Raw genomic sequence first — 20,147 nt, forward strand, 5'->3', positions numbered from 1 at the left:
CATAGGCCGGATAAGCGAAGCGCCATCCGGCAACAGGCGTCACGCGATCTGCTTTCCTTCCATCAGTCGCTGCACCAGCGGTGTCATGATCAGCTCCATTGCCAGCCCCATTTTTCCGCCCGGTACCACTAACGTATTCATGTGCGAAATAAACGAACCCTGTAGCATCGCCAGCAGCCAGGGATAATCAATGCCTTCCAGGTTGCGGAAGTGGATCACCACAAAGCTCTCGTCCAGCGACGGGATGCTTTTTGCAGCGAACGGGTTAGAGGTGTCCACGGTGGGGACGCGCTGGAAGTTAATGTGGGTTCGGGAGAACTGCGGCGTCAGGAAGTTGATGTAATCTTCCATGGAGCGCACCACCGAGTCCATGACCGCTTCTCGCGAATGGCCGCGCTCGCTCATGTCACGCGTCAGCTTCTGGATCCACTCAAGGTTAACAATCGGCACCACCCCCACCAGCAAATCCACGTGGCGCGCCACGTCGTGCTGAGGCGTTACCACGCCGCCGTGCAATCCTTCGTAAAACAGCACGTCAGTCGGTTCCGGCAGCGGCTGCCAGGGCGTGAACGTGCCGGGGACCTGGTTCCAGGGCACGGCTTCATCGTAGGTGTGGAGATACTTGCGGGACTGCCCGGTACCGCTTTGCCCGTATTCACGGAAGGTTTGCTCCAGCAGGCCGAAGTCATTGGCCTCCGGGCCGAAGTAGCTGATGTGTTTACCCAGATCGCGCGCCTTGCGGATGGCCATATCCATCTCCGGGCGCGTGTAGCGGTGAAAGCTGTCGCCTTCTACCTCTGCCGCCCGTAAGTTAAGCTGGGCGAAGATCTTGCGGAAGGCGAGGCTGGTGGTAGTGGTTCCCGCCCCACTCGAACCCGTAACGGCAATAACCGGATGTCTGGCAGACATAGCAACTCCCTGACTGGAAAAGTGTAAAGATCAGCCGTGAAACGCGTTGCGGGGCATGATATTGACCGTCTCATGCAGTTCGGACCATACCAGCACCACGTCGCCGCTTTTAAGCTGGCGCTTAACATCGTTGACCTTTTGTTCAAGCGAACGTTCATGTTCACCATAATCGGTGCCTTCGCGCAAGACAAAGCTTTCAATCAGATTATCGAGCGTGTCGGGAGAGAGATCCTGCCAGGGAATAATCATTTTTTACCGTCCAGATAAGCCGTTAACCAGTCGGGAATACGCGTCTCAAGCCACATTTTGGGCCGACGCAGCGTGCCGCCGACAAAGCCGACGTGTCCGCCGAATTGGGTGAGCTGATACTCCACGTTGGCCGGCAGATGATCGGGCGCCGGAATCGAGTGATGATCCATAAACGGATCATCTTTGGCGTGGATAATCAGCGTAGGTTTCGTGATTTGGTTCAGTAAAGGCATGGCGCTGCACTGACGGTAATAGTCAATCGCATCGGCAAAGCCGTGAATTTTCGAGGTGATCAAATCATCAAACTCGCGCAGGCGCTTCACGCGTTTGAGCTGTTGCAGCGTTACAGGCAGCGTATCCGGATAAGCCTTCAGCTTGCGCGCGGCGTTGGCTTTCAGCAGGTTGAGCAGGTAGCGCTGGTAGACCCGCGAAAACCCCTTTTCCATATGATAGCTGCACTGCTCCAGCATAAAGGGCGCAGAGACAATCACCGCCGCATCCAGCGGTACGGCGTCGCTCTCCTTCGCCAGCAGGCAGGCCAGCATATTGCCGCCCAGCGAATACCCCACCGCTGCCGTTGGCGCCTCGCCGAAATGGTCTCTTAGCCAGCGCAGGAACCAGGTGCCGTCCTCGGTTTCACCCGAGTGATAAATGCGTTTCTGACGGTTAGGCTCGCCGCTGCATCCGCGAAAATGCATCACCACCCCAAGCCAGCCGCGGGCTTTCGCCGCCTCAATGAGACCGTGTGCGTAAGGGCTGTGCAGGCTGCCTTCCAGACCGTGAAACACCACCAGACGGGGTTTATGTCTGGCCCGATCCGGATCTTCGCTCCAGGCGAGATCCAAAAAGTCGCCATCCGGCAAATCCAGGCGTTGCCAGTGCGGGGTGAACTGTACCTTGCGGCGGATCAGGCGCGGCAGCATGGTTTGCAGGTGAGGGTTAGCCACACCGCGCATGGGCACGAACTCTGCGCTCTCTTCGGCTGCAATGTCGAAGTCTGAGGGAATGATTTGGGTCATAAGGGCGATGCTGATTCTTGTCAGAAATTAACTATACCTTCCGAATTGTACCCCGTTTAGCCCGTTTTTCCGAAACATGAACTGATCCCGATCACATTTCTTTACCTTGATTATTACTCTCAGGCTAATGATTACGTCCTACGCTTAATTGATGCCTTTCTCACCAGAGCGCACACTTTACTCAACGTTAAGCAAATCAGAATGATGTGCTGAATCAGGAGGTTAATAATGTTATCTGGGCAAACACCCACCCGGCAATGGAACACCCGACGCAGTGAGAAAGCGCGTCGTCTGGCGTCCGTACCGGTGCAGGGCAAGGTACTGCCAACCGGCGATCTTGTCGCCATGCTGGAAAAACTGATCGCACCAGGCGACAAAGTCGTTCTGGAAGGCAACAACCAGAAGCAGGCGGATTTCCTTTCCCGTTCACTGGCGGAAGTGAACCCGCAAATCGTACACGATCTGCATATGATCATGCCGAGCGTGGGCCGCAGCGAGCATCTGGACATCTTTGAGAAAGGCATCGCCCGCAAGCTGGACTTCTCCTTCTCCGGTACGCAAAGCCTGCGAATCTCCCAACTGCTGGAGGATGGTCAGCTCGAAATCGGGGCGATTCACACCTACATCGAACTCTACTCACGTTTATACGTCGACCTTTCGCCAAACGTGGCGCTGATTGCCGGTTTTAAAGCGGACCGCAAAGGCAACCTCTATACCGGGGCGAGTACCGAAGATACTCCGGCGCTGGTGGAAGCCGCCGCGTTCCATGACGGCATCGTCATCGCGCAGGTGAACGAGCTGGTGGACGACGAGTGCGACCTGCCGCGTGTGGATATTCCGGGCTCGTGGATTGATTTTGTGGTGGTTGCCGACAAGCCGTTCTTTATCGAACCGCTCTTCACCCGCGACCCGCGCCTGATCAAACAGGAACACATCCTGATGGCGATGATGGCGATTAAAGGCATCTACGCTGAACACCAGGTGCAGTCCCTGAACCACGGGATTGGCTTTAACACCGCAGCGATCGAGCTGCTGCTGCCAACCTACGGCGAACAGCTCGGACTCAAAGGCAAAATCTGTAAACACTGGACCCTGAACCCGCATCCAACGCTGATCCCGGCCATCGAAAGCGGCTGGGTGGAGAGCGTCCACTGCTTCGGCGGTGAGCTGGGAATGGAAGAGTACATCCGCGCCCGTCCGGACGTGTTCTTTACTGGTGCCGACGGCTCCATGCGCTCTAACCGCGCCTTCTGTCAGCTGGCTGGGCAGTACGCGGTCGATATGTTTATCGGCTCCACGCTACAGGTCGACGGTTACGCTAACTCCTCAACCGTGACCCGCGGTCGTCTTTCCGGCTTCGGCGGCGCGCCAAACATGGGCCACGATCCGCACGGTCGTCGCCACGCCACACCGGCCTGGCTGAACATGATCACCGAGCCTGACCCGATGCAGCGCGGTAAAAAGCTGGTCGTGCAGATGGTGGAAACCTTCCAGGCGGGCGTGAAGCCAACCTTCGTGGAAAAACTCGACGCCGTTGACGTCGCGAAAGCCTCCGGTATGCCGCTGGCGCCGGTCATGATTTACGGCGATGACGTCACCCACGTGCTGACTGAAGAGGGGATTGCTTACCTCTACCGGGCGAAAGATCTGGAAGAGCGTCGCGCCATGGTCGCCGCCGTGGCGGGGATCACCGATATCGGTCTGGGCGTTGACGCCAAACGTGTGGCGGAACTGCGCCAGAGCGGCAAGGTTGTGTATCCGGAAGATATGGGCATTCGTCGTACCGACGCCACCCGTTCGCTGCTGGCGGCCGGTAGCGTCGCGGACCTGGTGGAATGGTCCGGCGGTCTTTACAACCCACCTGCGAAATTCCGGAGCTGGTAATGAAACTTCTGCCCCAGATCCAGGTTGAAGGCGGTGCCGAATGGCTGGCGCGAACCGCCACGCAGTGTCTGATTGACGAAGCACGTTTAAGCCCGAAACCCGGTCTGGTGGACAGCCGGGGGAACGGCGCGCACCACGATTTATCGCTTGCGCTGATGGAGCGCTCCGCTCACAGCCTGACCCCCACGTTTCAGGCGCTGGCGCAGCAGAGCTGGCAGCGTCCGGCGGATATTGCCCTCCGGCAAACCGTTGGCCGCCTGGGTCGCGAAGGCGAACGGCAGATGATGGCCGCTACCGACGGCGTGAACACGCACCGTGGCGCGATCTGGGCGCTGGGATTGCTGGTGAGCGCGGTGGCGATGCTGGGCGGCGATGCCCGGGCGCAAACCGTCGCGAACACCGCCGCTCAGCTGGCGAAGCTGCCGGATGACGCGGCGCCGAAAGTGTTTAGCAAGGGGTTACGCGTCACGCACCGCTACCGCGTGCCGGGCGCGCGTGAAGAGGCTCAGCAGGCGTTTCCGCACATCATGCAGCGCGCGCTGCCTCAGCTTCGCCTCAGCCGTCTCAACGGCAGCAGCGAAACGCAGGCCAGACTCGACGCGCTGATGGCGATCATGACCTCGCTCACCGACACCTGCGTGCTGTCGCGCGCCGGCATGGAGGGGCTGGACGCCATGCAGAACGGCGCCCGTGCGGTGCTGAACGCCGGAGGATGCGCAACCCTCGCCGGGCAGCAGGCGCTGGCGCGGTTAGACCGTCAGATGCTGGCGCTTAACGCCTCGCCGGGCGGAGCCGCAGACCTGCTTGCCGCCACGCTGTTTCTTGACCGCGTCGAAACGCCCTATTCAAAGCATTAAGAGGATGTTATGGAAAAAATCACATTGACCGTGCCCGCCAGCCGCGAAGTAAGCGGCAGGGCGCTGGCAGGGGTAGTCGGTTCCGGGGATATGGAGGTGCTTTTCACCGCCGAACCGGGCCAGACCTTAACCATTGATATCACCACCTCCGTCGACAACAGCCGCGGGCGCTGGGAGGCATTGTTCATCCGCCTGCAAACCGTCAGCAGCCTGCCCGCAGGTAAGCTGACCATCCACGACTTCGGCGCGACGCCGGGCGTGGCACGCATTCGTATCGAACAGGTTTTTGAAGGGGTGAACCATGCGTGATGACAGCAGCTTTATCGAATTAAAAGCGCGCCAGCGTGCGCAGGCGCTGCTCGACGACGGCAGCTACCGCGAACTGCTGGATCCGTTTGAAGGCATTATCTCTCCGTGGCTTGGGCCACAGGGGATTGTTCCTCAGGCCGATGACGGCATGGTGGTCGCGAAAGGGACCATCAACGGCCAGCCTGCGGTGGTGGTGGCGATTGAAGGCACCTTCCAGGGCGGCAGCATGGGCGAAGTGTCCGGCGCCAAAATGGCGGCGGCGCTGGAGCTGGCGGCGGAAGATAACCGCAACGGCATTCCGACTCAGGCGGTGCTGTGCCTCGAAACCGGCGGCGTACGATTGCAGGAAGCCAACCTCGGCCTGGCGGCGATTGCCGATATCCACGCCGCGATCGTTGACCTGCGTCGCTATACCCCGGTCGTCGGGATTGTCGCCGGGACCGTGGGCTGCTTCGGTGGGATGTCTATCGCCGCGGCGCTGTGCAGCTACCTGATTGTGACCCGCGAAGCGCGGCTCGGCCTCAACGGTCCGCAGGTTATCGAGCAGGAAGCGGGCATTGAAGAGTATGACTCCCGCGATCGTCCGTTTATCTGGAGCATGACCGGCGGCGAAGTGCGCTATGAAAGCGGGCTGGTGGACGCGCTGGTGGGCGACGGCGTGAACGCGGTGAAAGCCGCGATGAACGAAGCCATCGCCAAAGGCGTACCGGCGAAACATCGCACCGATAACTACGACGATTACCTTAACCGTCTGACGAATTTCGACACCCGCAAACAGGCCGATGCCGAACAGATTAAAGCGCTTTTTGCCCGGGAGGTGAAATGATGACTAACTCAATTAGCCGTGGCGAACTCTGGCTGGAAACTCTGGCCCCGAACGCGAAACGTCTGGAGGGGTTATGCCCGTCCGTGCAGGCCGCAGACGGCGAGCTAAACGGTGAAACGGTGCGTTTTGTCGCCGTGGTGCCGGACGCCAACAACCACTTCCCGCGCGCGGCGCAGGGTGAAGTCGGCCTGCTGGAAGGATGGACGCTGGCAAAAGTGGTCAGCGAAACCGTCGCCGCCGACGCAGACAAAGCCGTGAAGCGCCCGATCGTGGCGGTAATCGACGTCCCCAGCCAGGCCTATGGGCGTCGCGAAGAGGCGTTTGGCATCCACCAGGCGCTGGCCGGCGCCGCTGCCGCCTACGCTAACGCGCGGCTGGCGGGTCATCCGGTGATTGGTCTTATCGTCGGTAAGGCCATGTCCGGCGCGTTTCTGGCGCATGGCTACCAGGCTAATCGCCTGATTGCCTTCAACGATAAAGGCGTACTGATCCACGCCATGGGCAAAGAGTCTGCGGCGCGCATTACGCTGCGTACCGTTGAGGCGCTGGAAAAACTGGCAGCAACCATTCCGCCAATGGCGTATGACATCAGCAACTACGCCACGCTGGGGCTGCTTTCCGACCTGCTGGATATCAGTAATCCGGATGCCCCTTCCGAAAGCGATCTGACGCGGGTGAAAACCACCCTGCAACAGGCCATCAGCGACGCTCGTCAGGACACCACGTTGAAAAACCGTCTGGGTGCTGACAACCGCCGCAGCTCGGCGCTCGTACGTGAACGTATGCGAGCCAGCTGGTAAGTAAAAAGAGACCTGCCAGATGCATCACCCCGTGGGCGCGCCCGTTGCGTCCACGCGGGAACCTGCATCCTGAAAATAATAAACATCGCGCCAGTGCTTAAACTTTTTTACTACAGGTGATTTATGACTTACGTAATTGTTCATGCTCTTGCACCGATTTTCGTCATCATGCTGCTGGGATTCTGGGCCGGTAAGGCAAAGATGGTCGATAACAAAAATGTTTCCCTGCTGAATATCTTCGTGATGGATTTTGCACTCCCGGCCGCGCTGTTCAGCGCCACCGTGCAAACCCCGTGGACCGGCATCGTGGCGCAGTCGCCGCTGATCCTGGTGCTCACCCTGGCGATGTGGATCACCTATGCGGTCATCTACTTCCTCGCGACAAAAGTGTTTAAAAAATCCCCGCAGGATGCGGCCGTGCTGACGCTTACCGTCGCCCTGCCAAACTACGCGGCGCTTGGCCTGCCGATTCTGGGCAGCGTGCTGGGCGAAGGCCCTTCAACCTCACTGTCCGTGGCAGTCTCCATCGCCTGTGGTTCAGTGCTGATGACCCCGTTCTGCCTGCTGATTCTGGAGCGTGAGAAAGCGCGCGCCGAAGGCAATAACTCGGGTTCAACGCTTTCCATGCTGCCGGTGCTGATGTGGCGCTCCATTAAAAAACCGATCGTGATGGGCCCGCTGCTGGGTGTGATCCTGTCCGCTATCGGCATCAAAATGCCGGAGCTGGTGCTGGCGGCGATTAAACCGCTGGGACTGTCTGCGACCGCTGCGGCGCTGTTCCTGACCGGGGTGATCCTCTCCGCGCGTAAACTTCAAATTAATACCATGGTGATCACTTCCACTATCGCCAAGCTGCTGATCCAGCCAGCGATCGCCTGGGGTATCGTTTTAATCTTCGGTCTGCACGGCTCCGTGGCGATCACCGCCATCCTGATGATTGCGCTGTCCGCGGGCTTCTTTGGCGTGGTGTTCGGTAACCGCTTTGGCGTGCAGTCGCCGGATGCTGAAGCCGTGCTGCTGTTAAGCTCCGTACTGTGTATCCTGTCGCTGCCGCTGTTTATCTCGCTGACTTCAGGAATGTAATCATGACCACAACATTACGCCCACACGACCTCATCTGGCTTAGCGCGCGCGACGCCCTGGAAGGGATTACCGAATCCTGGGTGGACGCGGCCTGGCATACCGGACTACCGGTAGTGGTGCGGCGTGATGTTGATAATGAAGGCCGTATTCCCGTTGGCGTGCGCGGATTGCGCCGCGACCAGCGGGCGGCCGGATGGGTGAAGCCTGAGAACGTGTTGCGCGTGGTGTCGCCCGAAGATTTGAGCGTTGCCGCCGACCTGCTGCGTTCGCCGTTTATCACTCAGCCGCCGGTTCAGGTGGCGCTTCAGCTTGCGCAGCAGTCGTGGCCGTGGACGTGGGGGATAACCGGCAGTACGGGTTACGCGCTGGCGACCGGCATTCCGGTGATCCACGCCGACAGCGATCTCGATCTGCTGATCCGCGCCCCGCGTGCCGTTTCCCCTGAGGCGTTTACTGGCTGGCAGGCTCAGCTCAGCCGTGCGTTGTGTCGGGCGGATACGCAGGTGGACACGCCCGAGGGCGGATTCGCGCTGGCGGAATGGTTGCGCGACGGCAAAACGCTGCTAAAAACGCAACGTGGACCACGCCTGGTGGCGGATCCATGGCGCAGGGAGGAGTAATGAAAATACTGTTTACCTTTCCAGGGCAGGGCACGCAGCATGAAGGTATGCTGCAAAACCTGCCGGGAACGGAGCTGGAGCAGGCCCGTGCTGCGCTGGGGGCGGAAGTTGATACCCTGGACAGCGCATCCTCGTTAACCCACACCCGTGCGGTTCAGCTTTCGCTGTTGATTGCAGGCGTGGCGTGGGCGCGCGAGCTGGAACGTCGCGGCGTGTCGCCGGATATCGTCAGCGGGCTGTCCATTGGCGCTTATCCTGCGGCGGTTATCGCCGGTGCGCTGGACTTTACGGACGCGCTGAAGCTGGTGGCGCTGCGTGGCGATCTGATGGAGCAGGCGTATCCCCACGGCTACGGCCTGACGGCGATTATGGGATTGACCCTGCCGCAGGTGGAAAACCTGACTCAGGGGACTGGAACCTATATCGCTAACCTGAACGCCGAAACGCAGATTGTGATTGCGGGAACCGATGACGGCATGGCGCAGGTGGCGGAGCGCGCGCTGGCGAAGGGCGCAAGCAAGGCTAAGCGGCTGGCGGTGAGCGTGCCGTCGCACTGCGCGCTGCTGGCGGAACCAGCGAAGAAGCTGGCAGCAGCGTTTGAATCGGTCACGCTTTCACGTCCGCGCTGTGCGTACCTGAGCGGCAGTACCGGGCGCGTGCTCTGGCAGCCGGAAAAAATTGCCGACGATCTGGCGATGAATATGGCGCGAACCGTGCGCTGGCAGGAGGCGGTGATTTCCGCTAACGAGCGCGAAGCGCGTCTGGCGATTGAGATGCCGCCAGGGGGGATTCTGACCTGTCTGACGCGGCAGGCGGCGTGGGAAGGGGAATCCATTTCGCTGGAGCGCAGCGGGGTGGACGTGGCGGTGCATCTGGCGGGTCGGCTTCGTGCGTAATTTTTTGCCCGGTGGCGGCTGCGCCTTACCGGGCCTACGGGTTCGATTGCTTTGTAGGCCGGGTAAGACGCAACGCGTCGCCACCCGGCAAGACCTCAGGCTCCGTCCTGCAAACTTCTGGCATACATCCGCCCTTCCGCGGCCAATGCCCGCAGGCTCGGATCCTGCTCGCGGTTGCGGGCAAAGACGATTGCAATCAGCTGCTGCATCTGGTACGGCTGCGCCAGCTTCAGTAGCTGCACCGAATTTTCATACACTTTCTTCATCCTGCCCGGCATCAGCGTAAACCCGACCCCTGCCTGAACCAGGCTCAGCATCGAGAAAATATCGTTCACACGCGTCACAATCTCCGGCTCGAAACCGGCGATATGAAACGCTTCCTGAAACCCCGCATAAGTGGCGAACCCTTCCGCGAGGGCGACAAACTTCTGATCTTTGTAGTCACGCAGATCGGCGGGGCCGCTGGTATTCAGCGTGGCAGAGGCCGGTGCGGCAAGGAAAATATCGTCATGGAACAGGGGCAGCACTTCGAGGCTGTTACGGTCGATATCGCTTTCGGAGATAGAGATTAAAATCGCATCCAGCGACCCCTCATCCAGCATATGGAGCAGGGTTTCGTTCGAGCCCATCGTCAGATCCATCTCCAGATCCGGACGGCGCAGCTTCATGCCCATTATCAGGCGCGGCACGGTTTCCAGCGTCAGCGAGTAGAGCGTGCCGACGCGCAACCGTCCCTGGCCGATACCGGCGATCTTGCGCGACTCTTCCAGCCCGCGCTCCATCACCTGCATCACCTCCTGGCAATACTCCAGCAGCGTCCACGCGGAGGGGAGGGCAATCAGATTACGCCCTTTGTGAGCAAAGAGCGGGCAGCGGACGTTCTCTTCGAGGGTATGCAGCGCACGGTGCACGCTGACACCGCTCAGGCCGAGCGTTTCGGCGGTACGTGCGATATTGCCCTTCTCCATGAACGTCATGAAGATGCTGAGCTTACGGAATGTAATCTCGCTCGTGGTATCGAAGCCCATAACCCTCCCGGCGTGTTAGTCGGCTTGCAGCATCGCTTCCAGCTGTTCCTGCGCGTCCAGCCACGCCATTTCGCACTCTTCGAGGCTGGATTTGGTTTTCGCCTGAGTTTGCAGACAGTCCGTCAGCTCCGCTTTGCGGCTCTGATCGTACAGTTCGCTGTCGCCCAGCTTCTCTTCGACGGCAGCAAGCGTGGCGTTGAGCTTTTCCATCTCTTTTTCGAGACGGGCAATCTCTTTACGCAGCGGCTGCGTCTGGGTGCGCAGTTCCGCTTCACGGCGCTTCTGGTCTTTACGCGCCTGGGCGCTGTTGACGTTGTCTTTCGCTGACTCTTCCGGCTGGTTTTCCTGCTTCTGCACGTCCGTCAGCCACTGTTGGTAATCTTCCAGATCGCCGTCGAACGGCTCCACTTTGCCGCCGTGCACCAGGTAGAGATCGTCGGTGGTGGAGCGAATCAGGTGGCGGTCGTGCGATACGACAACCAGCGCCCCTTCGAACTCAATCAGCGCTTCGGTCAGCGCCTGACGCATGTCGAGATCGAGGTGGTTGGTTGGTTCATCAAGCAGCAGCAGGTTTGGACGCTGCCAGACGATCAGCGCCAGCACCAGACGGGCTTTTTCACCGCCCGAGAAACGCTCGGTGTTTTCAGTCACCTTATCGCCCTGGAAGCCAAAGCCGCCGAGGTAGTCGCGCAACTTCTGCTCCATCTCCTGCGGCGCCAGGCGCGCCAGGTGCTGGATCGGCGATTCATCCGCGCGTAAAAATTCCAGCTGATGCTGGGCGAAGTAGCCAAGCTTAATGCCTTTCGCCAGGCCAATTTCGCCGCTGACCGGGTTAAGCTCGCCCGCCAGCAGCTTGATCAGCGTCGATTTACCGGCGCCGTTACGTCCCAGCAGACCAATGCGTGAACCTGGCACCAGGTTGAGCTTGATAGAGTCGAGAATAATGCGATCGCCATAGCCCGCGCTCACTTTTTCCATTTTCAGCAGCGGGTTCGGCAGGCTCTCCGGCTCGCGGAAGCTGAAGTGGAACGGGTTATCCACGTGCGCGGGGGCAATCATCTCCATGCGTTCCAGCATCTTGATGCGGCTCTGCGCCTGCTTGGCTTTTGACGCCTTCGCCTTGAAGCGATCCACAAAGCTTTGCAGGTGCGCCACGCGCTGCTGCTGGCTTTCATACATCGCCTGTTGCTGGGCAAGGCGCGTCGCGCGCTGGCGCTCAAAAGAGCTGTAGTTGCCGGTGTACTCGAACATGCTTTGCTGTTCGATATGAATGATTTTATCCACTACAGGATCGAGGAAGTCGCGGTCGTGGGAGATCAGAATCAGAGTGCCCTGATAGCTCTTGAGCCACTTCTCCAGCCAAATAACCGCATCAAGATCGAGGTGGTTGGTGGGTTCATCGAGCAGCAAAAGGTCGGAGCGGCAGATCAGCGCCTGCGCCAGGTTAAGGCGCATACGCCAGCCGCCGGAGAAATCGCTCACCGGGCGTTCAAGCTGTTCGTTGCTGAAACCCAGGCCGTGCAGCAGGCTGGAGGCGCGGGAGCGAATGGTCCAGGCATCGATGGCGTCCAGCTTGCCGTGGACGGTGGCGATGGCGTGGCCGTCGTTACGTTCGTTGGCGGCGTTGAGCTCCGCTTCGAGCTTGCGGTATTCACGGTCGCCGTCGATAACATAGTCGAGCGCGGGTTCGCTCAGCGCGGGCGTCTCCTGGTTCACCCAGGCGAGCTGCCAGTTGCCCGGGAAGGTAAAGTTACCGCCATCCGCGCTTATCTCGTTTTTCAGCAGCGCCAGCAGGGTGGATTTACCGCAGCCGTTTTTGCCGACCAGCCCCACTTTCTGGCCCGGGTTGATGGTAGCAGTCGCGTTATCCAGCAGGACGCGCACGCCGCGACGAATTTGTAACGAGGAGAAAACAATCATAGAAGCGCCGTATGTTCCGACTATGTTAATTTGTCATTATGATAATGTAAGGTGTGGGCCATTTTCCCCACCGGGCCGCCATGGTAGCCCAAAACGACAACAATACACAAAAACAGAACCGGGAGGGGAGTGATGTCTCAGACAGCGAAAGTGCTGCTGCTGTATGCCCATCCGGAATCACAGGACTCGGTGGCGAACCGGGTGCTGCTTAAGCCGGCCACACAGCTCAGTAACGTAACGGTGCACGATCTCTACGCGCATTATCCCGATTTTTTTATCGATATTCCTTACGAGCAGGAACTGCTGCGTCAGCACGACGTGATTGTGTTCCAGCATCCGCTTTATACCTACAGCTGTCCGGCGCTGCTGAAAGAGTGGCTGGACCGCGTGCTGAGCCGGGGTTTCTCCAGCGGGGTGGGGGGCAACCAGCTGGCGGGAAAGTACTGGCGGAGTGTCATTACCACCGGTGAGCCGGAAAGCGCTTACCGTCACGACGGGCTGAACCGTTACCCCATGAGCGACATTCTGCGGCCGTTTGAGCTGACGGCGGCGATGTGCCGTATGCACTGGATGAGCCCGATTATTATCTACTGGGCACGGCGGCAGGATCCGAAAGCGCTGGCGAGCCATGCCAGGGCCTATGGCGAATGGCTGGCGTCACCGATTCCGGCGGGAGGACGCTAATGGACGGTTCGAATTTACTCCTTGCCGGGGTGCTGTTTTTGTTTGCCGCCGTCGTCGCGGTCCCGCTTGCCGCGCGTCTCGGCATTGGCGCGGTGCTGGGCTATTTGCTGGCGGGGATCGCCATTGGCCCCTGGGGGCTTGGGTTTATCAGCGATGTGGATGAAATTCTCCACTTCTCCGAGCTGGGCGTGGTCTTCCTGATGTTCATCATCGGCCTGGAGCTGAACCCCTCCAAGCTGTGGCAGCTGCGGCAATCTATTTTTGGCGTCGGGGCGGCGCAGGTGTTGCTCAGCGCGGCCATTCTCGCGGGACTGCTGATGTTGACGCAGTTTTCCTGGCAGGCCGCGGTGATTGGCGGGATCGGTCTTGCGATGTCGTCGACGGCGATGGCGCTTCAGCTGATGCGCGACAAAGGGATGAACCGCAACGAGGCGGGGCAACTGGGTTTTTCGGTGCTGCTGTTCCAGGATTTAGCGGTGATCCCGGCGCTGGCGCTGGTGCCACTGCTGGCAGGATCCGGAGACGATCATTTCGACTGGATGAAGATCTCCATGAAGGTGTTGGCCTTCGCGGGGATGCTGATCGGCGGACGGTTTTTACTTCGGCCGGTGTTCCGCTTTATTGCCGCATCCGGCGTGCGCGAGGTATTCACCGCCGCAACGCTGCTTCTGGTGCTTGGCTCAGCGCTGTTTATGGATGCGCTGGGGCTGTCGATGGCGCTCGGGACGTTTATCGCCGGGGTGCTGCTTGCGGAAAGTGAGTACCGCCACGAGCTGGAGACCGCCATCGATCCGTTTAAGGGGCTGCTGTTAGGGCTGTTCTTTATCTCGGTGGGTATGGCGCTTAATCTTGGCGTGCTCTATACCCATCTGCTGTGGGTTATTGCGAGTGTCGCCGTGCTGGTGGCGGTCAAAACGCTGGTGCTGTATCTCCTCGCGAGGATTTACGGGCTGCGCAGCTCGGAAAGAATGCAGTTTTCCAGCGTGTTAAGCCAGGGCGGAGAGTTTGCGTTCGTGCTGTTTTCCACGGCGTCGTCTCAGAAGCTGTTCAAAGATGACCAGATGGCGCTGCTGCTGGTGACGGTCACGCTGTCGATGATGACCACCCCGCTGCTGATGAAGCTGGTGGACAAACTGCTGTCGCGCCGCCTGAATCCTGCGGACGATGAAGACGAAGCGCCGTGGGTGGAAGATGATAAACCGCAGGTGATCGTCGTGGGCTTTGGCCGCTTCGGACAGGTGATTGGTCGCCTGTTGATGGCGAATAAAATGCGCATTACGGTGCTGGAGCGCGATATCAGCGCCGTCAACCTGATGCGTAAATATGGTTATAAGGTGTACTACGGCGATGCGACGCAGCTTGAGCTGTTGCGCTCGGCGGGGGCAGAGGCTGCGGAGTCCATCGTCATCACCTGCAACGATCCGGAAGACACGATGAAGCTGGTGGAGCTGTGCCAGCAGCATTTCCCGCATCTGCATATTCTGGCGCGTGCGCGTGGACGTGTGGAGGCTCACGAACTTTTGCAGGCGGGTGTGAAACACTTCTCCCGCGAAACCTTCTCCAGCGCGCTGGAGCTGGGACGCAAGGCGCTGGTTTCGCTGGGTATGCATCCTCACCAGGCGCAACGCGCCCAGATGCATTTCCGCCGGCTGGATATGCGAATGCTGCGTGAACTGATGCCCGTGCACAGCGACACGGCGCAGATCTCCCGCGTGCGGGAAGCGCGTCGCGAACTGGAGGAGATCTTCCAGCGTGAGATGCAACAGGAACGACGCCAGCTCGACGGCTGGGATGAATTTGAATAAAGGGTAACGAAAGATGGCTGTACGTAAACGCTTTATCGCGGGCGCAAAATGCCCATCCTGCCAGGCGCAAGATACGCTGGCCATGTGGCGTGAAAATAATATCGATATCGTTGAATGTGTTAAGTGCGGTCACCAGATGCGTGAGGCCGATAAAGAAGCCCGCGATCACGTTCGCAAAGAAGAGCAAGTGATCGGCATTTTTCATCCAGACTAGCGATATGCTCTGAGTTTTTTTAAGCTTAAGGGTACACGGGGGCAGATTTCCGCTACAATCTGCGCCAGCAATTTTCCCACGCTCAGGAGATATCATGAAAGTAGCAAAAGACCTGGTGGTCAGCCTGGCCTATCAGGTACGTACAGAAGACGGTGTGTTGGTTGATGAGTCTCCGGTGAGTGCGCCGCTGGACTACCTGCATGGTCACGGTTCCCTGATTTCCGGCCTGGAAACGGCGCTGGAAGGCCATGAAGTTGGCGACAAATTCGACGTTGCTGTAGGCGCGAACGACGCTTACGGTCAGTATGACGACAACCTGGTTCAGCGCGTTCCTAAAGACGTATTCATGGGCGTTGACGAGTTGCAGGTTGGCATGCGCTTCCTGGCGGAAACTGACCAGGGTCCGGTTCCGGTTGAAATCACTGAAGTTGAAGACGACCACGTTGTGGTTGACGGCAACCACATGCTGGCGGGTCAGAACCTGAAGTTCAACGTAGAAGTTGTTGCGATCCGTGAAGCGACCGAAGAAGAGCTGGCTCATGGCCACGTTCACGGTGCGCACGGTCACGACCATGACCACGATCACGGCCACGACGGCTGCTGCGGTGGTCACGGCCACGACCATGGTCATGACCACGGCCACGGTAAAGGTGGTTGCGGTAACGGCGGCTGCGGTTGCCACTGATTCCGTACTCCGGAAAATAAAAAAGCGGGATAATCCCGCTTTTTTTACGCCTCAATAATGAGGTGGTGGCGTCTCTTCTGACTGAGAGGCAATGTTTGACGGCTGCGTGGCCTTTAGCTTTTCCGTCAGCAGGCGCATGTGATCGCGCAGTTTTGCCATTTCAAGCTCATGGGCCGTCACGGTCTGGTTCAGTTCTTCGATGGTGATGTCCTGAAAAGCCAGGCGGCTTTCCAGCTCAGCCAGTCTCGCTTCGATCGTTGTATCCTTCATCATTCACCTCGTTTATCTCTCATTCGCCATAATGGACCAGCGGCGGCGAAGTTTAGCTGACTTTTTCCTTAAGTACAGTATCCATCTCCCTGACAAGAAACTTATTTAAACAAAAATAGTCTGAAAAGAAGCGACATTCGGGGGAGTCTGTCTGTAGATTTCTTCCACAACGTTTTATAGTACGTCACTCATTTACGTTTAACACTGGGGTGAGAGACCTCAGGTCCTGGAGATATGGATGAAATCACTGTTTAAAGTTACGCTGCTGGCGACCACTATGGCTGTAGCGCTCAATGCGCCGCTGTCTTTCGCTGCTGATACTGCTGCGAAGCCTGCTGCGACTACAGACAGCAAAGCGGCATTCAAAAATGACGACCAGAAATCCGCCTACGCACTTGGCGCGTCTCTGGGTCGTTACATGGAAAACTCTCTGAAAGAACAAGAGAAACTGGGCATCAAACTGGACAAAAACCAGCTGATCGCAGGGGTTCAGGATGCGTTCGCAGACAAGAGCAAACTGTCTGACCAGGAAATCGAGCAGACTCTGCAAGCGTTTGAAGCGCGCGTGAAAGGTGCCGCTCAGACCAAGATGGAAGCAGACGCTAAAGATAACGAAGCGAAAGGCAAAGCCTACCGCGACAAGTTCGCTAAAGAGAAAGGCGTTAAAACGTCTTCTACTGGCCTGATCTATAAAGTTGAGAAAGAAGGTACCGGCGACGCGCCTAAAGACAGCGACACCGTTGTGGTGAACTACAAAGGTACGCTGATCGACGGTAAAGAGTTCGATAACTCTTATACCCGTGGTGAGCCTCTCTCCTTCCGTCTGGACGGTGTGATCCCGGGCTGGACCGAAGGCCTGAAGAACATCAAGAAAGGCGGTAAAATCAAGCTGGTCATCCCACCGGATCTGGCTTACGGCAAAACCGGCGTTCCGGGTATCCCGGCTAACTCCACGCTGGTATTTGATGTAGAACTGCTGGACATCAAACCGGCGCCGAAAGCGGATGCGAAAACAGACGCACCGGCTGACGACAAAGCCGCAGCAGCTAAGAAGTAATGCTGAAAAAAACCGCCGCCTTTACAGGCGGCGGTTTTTTTATTGTGAGGCAGATATAATTAACACTGGAAAGCGTTATACACGCTGTATTAATTTAGTTGTCCGTGTAGATAATGAGCCTGCCCTGAAAACCTAACGACAGGCTCCTGAAAAGGAGTGTTTTTTTCATGTCCAGGTCGCTTTTAACCAACGAAACCAGTGAACTAGATTTGCTGGATCAACGTCCATTTGACCAGACCGACTTCGATATTCTGAAATCCTACGAAGCGGTAGTGGACGGGTTAGCGATGCTCATTGGTTCCCACTGCGAAATCGTATTGCATTCCCTGCAAGATCTTAAGTGTTCCGCTATCCGCATTGCGAATGGTGAGCACACTGGCCGTAAAATTGGCTCGCCAATCACCGACCTTGCATTGCGTATGTTGCATGACATGACCGGCGCGGACAGCAGCGTCTCAAAATGCTATTTCACCCGCGCCAAAAGTGGCGTGCTGATGAAATCAGAAACGATCGCGATTCGAAATCGCGAACACCGGGTGATCGGTTTGCTGTGCATCAACATGAACCTTGATGTGCCATTCTCGCAAATCATGAGCACCTTCATCCCGCCAGAAACGCCGGACGTGGGCTCATCGGTGAACTTTGCTTCTTCGGTTGAGGATCTCGTGACCCAGACGCTGGAATTCACCATTGAAGAGGTGAATGCCGATCGCAACGTATCCAATAACGCCAAGAATCGTCAGATCGTCCTGAACCTCTATGAGAAAGGGATTTTTGATATCAAAGATGCCATCAACCAGGTGGCCGATCGCCTGAATATCTCCAAACACACGGTTTACCTCTATATTCGCCAGTTCAAAAGCGGCGACTTCCTGGGACAAGACAAGTAATGCGTTTTGCGTTAATGGTGACGGGCCCGGCGTACGGTACCCAGCAGGCCAGCAGCGCGCTACAGTTTGCCCATGCGCTGCTTGATGCCGGTCATGAACTGGCAAGCGTCTTCTTTTATCGCGAAGGCGTCTATAACGCGAACCAGTTTACGTCTCCGGCGAGCGATGAGTTTGACCTCGTGCGCGCCTGGCAAAAATTAAACGAAACGCAGGGCGTCGACCTGCATATCTGCGTCGCGGCGGCACTGCGTCGCGGCGTGACGGATGCGACCGAAGCCGAACGCCTTGGTCTGGCGGGGGCTAACCTGCAACCGGGCTTTTCGCTCAGCGGACTAGGTGCCCTGGCACAGGCGGCATTGACCTGCGACAGAGTGGTGCAATTTTGATGAAGCGCGTAGCGTTTGTTTTTACTTCTGCGCCGCATGGCAGCGCTTCAGGCCGGGAAGGGCTGGATGCATTGCTCGCGACATCGGCTTTAACCGAAGATATTGGCGTCTTCTTTTTAGGCGATGGCGTATTCCAGCTTCTGGCAGGCCAACAACCGCAGGCCATTCTTGCGCGCGACTATATTGCGACCTTTAAAGTTCTGCCGCTCTATGACATTGAAACCTTCTATGTGTGCGCCGACTCGCTGGCCGCGCGTGGGTTAAACGAGAAAACACCGTTCGTGCTGGACGTGACGATCCTGACCTCTGCTGCGCTGCGCGAACAACTCTCTCACTACGATACCGTTCTGACTTTCTGAGGCTGTCATGCTCCATACCCTGAGCCGTTCACCGTGGCAATGCGATATCGACACGTTACTGAGCATGCTGCGCGAAGGTGATGATCTGCTGCTGATTCAGGATGGCGTGCTCGCGGCGCTTGAAGGCAGCCGTTTTGTTGAAATCCTCGCGAATGCCCCCATAACAGTCTCTGCGCTGAAAGAGGATCTGGATGCGCGGGGTCTTTCTGGTCAAATTTCAGCCAAAATTGACGTGGTTGGCTATACTGATTTCGTCAATCTTACTGTGACGCACGCCAGTCAAATGAACTGGTGATTTGAGATCGCTGTATATTTCTTGACACCTTTTCGACGTAGCCCTAAAATTTCGCGTCCTCATATTGTATGAGGTCGTTTTATTACGTGTTTACGAAGCAAAAGCTAAAACCAGGAGCTATTTAATGGCAACAGTTAACCAGCTGGTACGCAAACCACGTGCACGCAAAGTTGCAAAAAGCAACGTGCCTGCGCTGGAAGCCTGCCCGCAGAAACGTGGCGTATGTACTCGTGTATATACCACCACTCCTAAAAAACCAAACTCCGCACTGCGTAAAGTATGCCGTGTGCGTTTGACTAACGGTTTCGAAGTGACTTCCTACATCGGTGGTGAAGGTCACAACCTTCAGGAGCACTCCGTGATCCTGATCCGTGGCGGTCGTGTTAAAGACCTTCCGGGTGTTCGTTACCACACCGTTCGTGGTGCGCTGGACTGCTCAGGTGTTAAAGACCGTAAGCAGGCTCGCTCCAAGTACGGCGTGAAGCGTCCTAAGGCTTAATGGTTCTCCGTTAAGTAAGGCCAAACTGATTTATCTTAATGTCAAACTAAACTCGTAGAGTTTTGGACAATCCTGAATTAACAACGGAGTAATCCCATGCCACGTCGTCGCGTCATTGGTCAGCGTAAAATTCTTCCAGATCCGAAATTCGGATCAGAACTGCTGGCAAAATTTGTAAATATCCTGATGGTAGATGGTAAAAAATCTACCGCAGAAGCAATCGTATACAGCGCGCTGGAGACCCTGGCTCAGCGTTCTGGTAAAAATGAACTGGAAGCCTTCGAAGTCGCTCTCGACAACGTGCGCCCGACTGTAGAAGTTAAGTCTCGCCGCGTTGGTGGTTCTACTTATCAGGTTCCAGTTGAAGTTCGTCCGGTTCGTCGCAATGCTCTGGCAATGCGTTGGATCGTTGAAGCTGCTCGTAAACGCGGTGATAAATCCATGGCTCTGCGTCTGGCGAACGAACTTTCTGATGCTGCGGAAAACAAAGGTACCGCAGTTAAGAAACGTGAAGACGTTCACCGTATGGCAGAAGCCAACAAGGCGTTCGCACACTACCGTTGGTAATCCCTTCGGAGTCGTAGTCACCAGGCGGGCGCTTCA

General features: G+C 57.5%; 25 protein-coding genes. 19 read left to right on the forward strand and 6 right to left on the reverse strand.

From position 1 onward, the window contains the following. Positions 1-39: 39 nt before the first annotated feature. The 3 genes from RHN82_RS11480 to RHN82_RS11490 are packed head-to-tail and all read right to left on the reverse strand — an operon-like array spanning position 40 to position 2,177. On the reverse strand, positions 40-909 hold the full coding sequence (locus tag RHN82_RS11480; protein ID WP_003861663.1) for a phosphoribulokinase: 870 nt from the start codon (positions 907-909) through the stop codon (positions 40-42). Between the two features lie 30 nt (positions 910-939). Further along, positions 940-1,158, reverse strand: a complete 219-nt coding sequence (locus RHN82_RS11485; RefSeq protein WP_014171926.1) for a YheU family protein — start codon at positions 1,156-1,158, stop codon at positions 940-942. Further along, entirely contained in the window at positions 1,155-2,177 is a 1,023-nt protein-coding gene (locus tag RHN82_RS11490; RefSeq protein WP_047050464.1) for a hydrolase, read from the reverse strand. Before RHN82_RS11490 ends, RHN82_RS11485 begins: the two co-directional genes overlap by 4 nt. 228 nt (positions 2,178-2,405) lie before the next feature. On the opposite strand from RHN82_RS11490, the gene mdcA reads away from it, so the two are divergent. The 8 genes from mdcA (at position 2,406) to mdcH (ending at position 9,452) form a co-directional block, all read left to right on the forward strand. Further along, complete coding sequence (gene mdcA, locus RHN82_RS11495) at positions 2,406-4,061, forward strand: malonate decarboxylase subunit alpha (protein WP_003861669.1); 1,656 nt, start codon at positions 2,406-2,408, stop codon at positions 4,059-4,061. Next, a complete protein-coding gene (locus tag RHN82_RS11500) occupies positions 4,061-4,918 on the forward strand; it encodes a triphosphoribosyl-dephospho-CoA synthase (RefSeq protein ID WP_015571420.1) in 858 nt (285 codons plus the stop codon). Before mdcA ends, RHN82_RS11500 begins: the two co-directional genes overlap by 1 nt. 9 nt (positions 4,919-4,927) lie before the next feature. Further along, positions 4,928-5,227 carry a malonate decarboxylase acyl carrier protein gene (mdcC, locus tag RHN82_RS11505; RefSeq protein WP_047050461.1) on the forward strand — a complete coding sequence of 100 codons (300 nt, stop codon included), beginning with the start codon at positions 4,928-4,930 and terminating at the stop codon, positions 5,225-5,227. Next, a complete protein-coding gene (locus RHN82_RS11510) occupies positions 5,220-6,053 on the forward strand; it encodes a biotin-independent malonate decarboxylase subunit beta (protein ID WP_003861672.1) in 834 nt (277 codons plus the stop codon). The genes mdcC and RHN82_RS11510 overlap by 8 nt, the downstream gene beginning before the upstream one ends. After that, complete coding sequence (gene mdcE, locus RHN82_RS11515) at positions 6,053-6,853, forward strand: biotin-independent malonate decarboxylase subunit gamma (protein WP_003861675.1); 801 nt, start codon at positions 6,053-6,055, stop codon at positions 6,851-6,853. The genes RHN82_RS11510 and mdcE overlap by 1 nt, the downstream gene beginning before the upstream one ends. A 123-nt stretch (positions 6,854-6,976) precedes the next feature. Continuing rightward, complete coding sequence (locus RHN82_RS11520; RefSeq protein WP_000222846.1) at positions 6,977-7,936, forward strand: AEC family transporter; 960 nt, start codon at positions 6,977-6,979, stop codon at positions 7,934-7,936. Positions 7,937-7,938: 2 nt separating this feature from the next. Beyond that, complete coding sequence (locus RHN82_RS11525; RefSeq protein ID WP_047050459.1) at positions 7,939-8,556, forward strand: malonate decarboxylase holo-ACP synthase; 618 nt, start codon at positions 7,939-7,941, stop codon at positions 8,554-8,556. Further along, a complete protein-coding gene (gene mdcH / locus RHN82_RS11530; RefSeq protein WP_047050457.1) occupies positions 8,556-9,452 on the forward strand; it encodes a malonate decarboxylase subunit epsilon in 897 nt (298 codons plus the stop codon). The genes RHN82_RS11525 and mdcH overlap by 1 nt, the downstream gene beginning before the upstream one ends. A 95-nt stretch (positions 9,453-9,547) precedes the next feature. On the opposite strand, the gene RHN82_RS11535 is transcribed toward mdcH, so the two are convergent. Both RHN82_RS11535 and RHN82_RS11540 read right to left on the reverse strand, forming a co-directional pair. Beyond that, positions 9,548-10,480, reverse strand: coding sequence for a LysR substrate-binding domain-containing protein (locus tag RHN82_RS11535; protein WP_045328528.1), 933 nt, complete (start codon positions 10,478-10,480; stop codon positions 9,548-9,550). Between the two features lie 15 nt (positions 10,481-10,495). Continuing rightward, positions 10,496-12,400: an ABC transporter ATP-binding protein gene (locus RHN82_RS11540; RefSeq protein WP_015571414.1), complete on the reverse strand. Its 1,905-nt coding sequence runs from the start codon at positions 12,398-12,400 to the stop codon at positions 10,496-10,498. A 132-nt stretch (positions 12,401-12,532) separates the two neighbouring features. Between RHN82_RS11540 and kefG the strand changes: the two genes are divergently transcribed. The 4 genes from kefG (at position 12,533) to slyD (ending at position 15,788) form a co-directional block, all read left to right on the forward strand. Next, complete coding sequence (gene kefG / locus RHN82_RS11545; protein WP_003861686.1) at positions 12,533-13,084, forward strand: glutathione-regulated potassium-efflux system ancillary protein KefG; 552 nt, start codon at positions 12,533-12,535, stop codon at positions 13,082-13,084. Next, complete coding sequence (gene kefB, locus RHN82_RS11550) at positions 13,084-14,889, forward strand: glutathione-regulated potassium-efflux system protein KefB (RefSeq protein WP_003861688.1); 1,806 nt, start codon at positions 13,084-13,086, stop codon at positions 14,887-14,889. The genes kefG and kefB overlap by 1 nt, the downstream gene beginning before the upstream one ends. 13 nt (positions 14,890-14,902) lie before the next feature. Then, positions 14,903-15,103: a YheV family putative zinc ribbon protein gene (locus tag RHN82_RS11555; protein WP_003861689.1), complete on the forward strand. Its 201-nt coding sequence runs from the start codon at positions 14,903-14,905 to the stop codon at positions 15,101-15,103. Between the two features lie 94 nt (positions 15,104-15,197). Continuing rightward, complete coding sequence (slyD, locus tag RHN82_RS11560; protein WP_003861691.1) at positions 15,198-15,788, forward strand: peptidylprolyl isomerase; 591 nt, start codon at positions 15,198-15,200, stop codon at positions 15,786-15,788. Positions 15,789-15,839: 51 nt separating this feature from the next. Here slyD and RHN82_RS11565 read toward each other — a convergent pair whose 3' ends face one another. Beyond that, positions 15,840-16,058: a protein SlyX gene (locus RHN82_RS11565; protein WP_003861693.1), complete on the reverse strand. Its 219-nt coding sequence runs from the start codon at positions 16,056-16,058 to the stop codon at positions 15,840-15,842. 238 nt (positions 16,059-16,296) lie between these two features. Here RHN82_RS11565 and fkpA point away from each other — a divergent pair, with 238 nt between their 5' ends. The 7 genes from fkpA to rpsG all read left to right on the forward strand — a co-directional run bounded on the left by fkpA (position 16,297) and on the right by rpsG (position 20,111). After that, a complete protein-coding gene (gene fkpA / locus RHN82_RS11570) occupies positions 16,297-17,115 on the forward strand; it encodes an FKBP-type peptidyl-prolyl cis-trans isomerase (protein WP_003861695.1) in 819 nt (272 codons plus the stop codon). 167 nt (positions 17,116-17,282) lie between these two features. Beyond that, on the forward strand, positions 17,283-18,005 hold the full coding sequence (locus RHN82_RS11575; protein WP_003861697.1) for a transcriptional regulator: 723 nt from the start codon (positions 17,283-17,285) through the stop codon (positions 18,003-18,005). After that, complete coding sequence (tusD, locus tag RHN82_RS11580; protein ID WP_003861699.1) at positions 18,005-18,391, forward strand: sulfurtransferase complex subunit TusD; 387 nt, start codon at positions 18,005-18,007, stop codon at positions 18,389-18,391. Before RHN82_RS11575 ends, tusD begins: the two co-directional genes overlap by 1 nt. Next, positions 18,391-18,750, forward strand: coding sequence for a sulfurtransferase complex subunit TusC (gene tusC / locus RHN82_RS11585; RefSeq protein WP_003861700.1), 360 nt, complete (start codon positions 18,391-18,393; stop codon positions 18,748-18,750). Before tusD ends, tusC begins: the two co-directional genes overlap by 1 nt. 7 nt (positions 18,751-18,757) lie before the next feature. Next, positions 18,758-19,045 carry a sulfurtransferase complex subunit TusB gene (tusB, locus tag RHN82_RS11590; RefSeq protein ID WP_015571409.1) on the forward strand — a complete coding sequence of 96 codons (288 nt, stop codon included), beginning with the start codon at positions 18,758-18,760 and terminating at the stop codon, positions 19,043-19,045. A 124-nt stretch (positions 19,046-19,169) separates the two neighbouring features. After that, on the forward strand, positions 19,170-19,544 hold the full coding sequence (gene rpsL, locus RHN82_RS11595) for a 30S ribosomal protein S12 (RefSeq protein WP_000246815.1): 375 nt from the start codon (positions 19,170-19,172) through the stop codon (positions 19,542-19,544). A gap of 96 nt (positions 19,545-19,640) precedes the next feature. After that, on the forward strand, positions 19,641-20,111 hold the full coding sequence (gene rpsG / locus RHN82_RS11600; RefSeq protein WP_003861706.1) for a 30S ribosomal protein S7: 471 nt from the start codon (positions 19,641-19,643) through the stop codon (positions 20,109-20,111). Positions 20,112-20,147: the final 36 nt, after the last annotated feature.

The organism is Enterobacter cloacae complex sp. EB5 (genome assembly GCF_031432835.1).
In the GTDB taxonomy this organism is placed as follows: domain Bacteria; phylum Pseudomonadota; class Gammaproteobacteria; order Enterobacterales; family Enterobacteriaceae; genus Enterobacter; species Enterobacter hormaechei_C.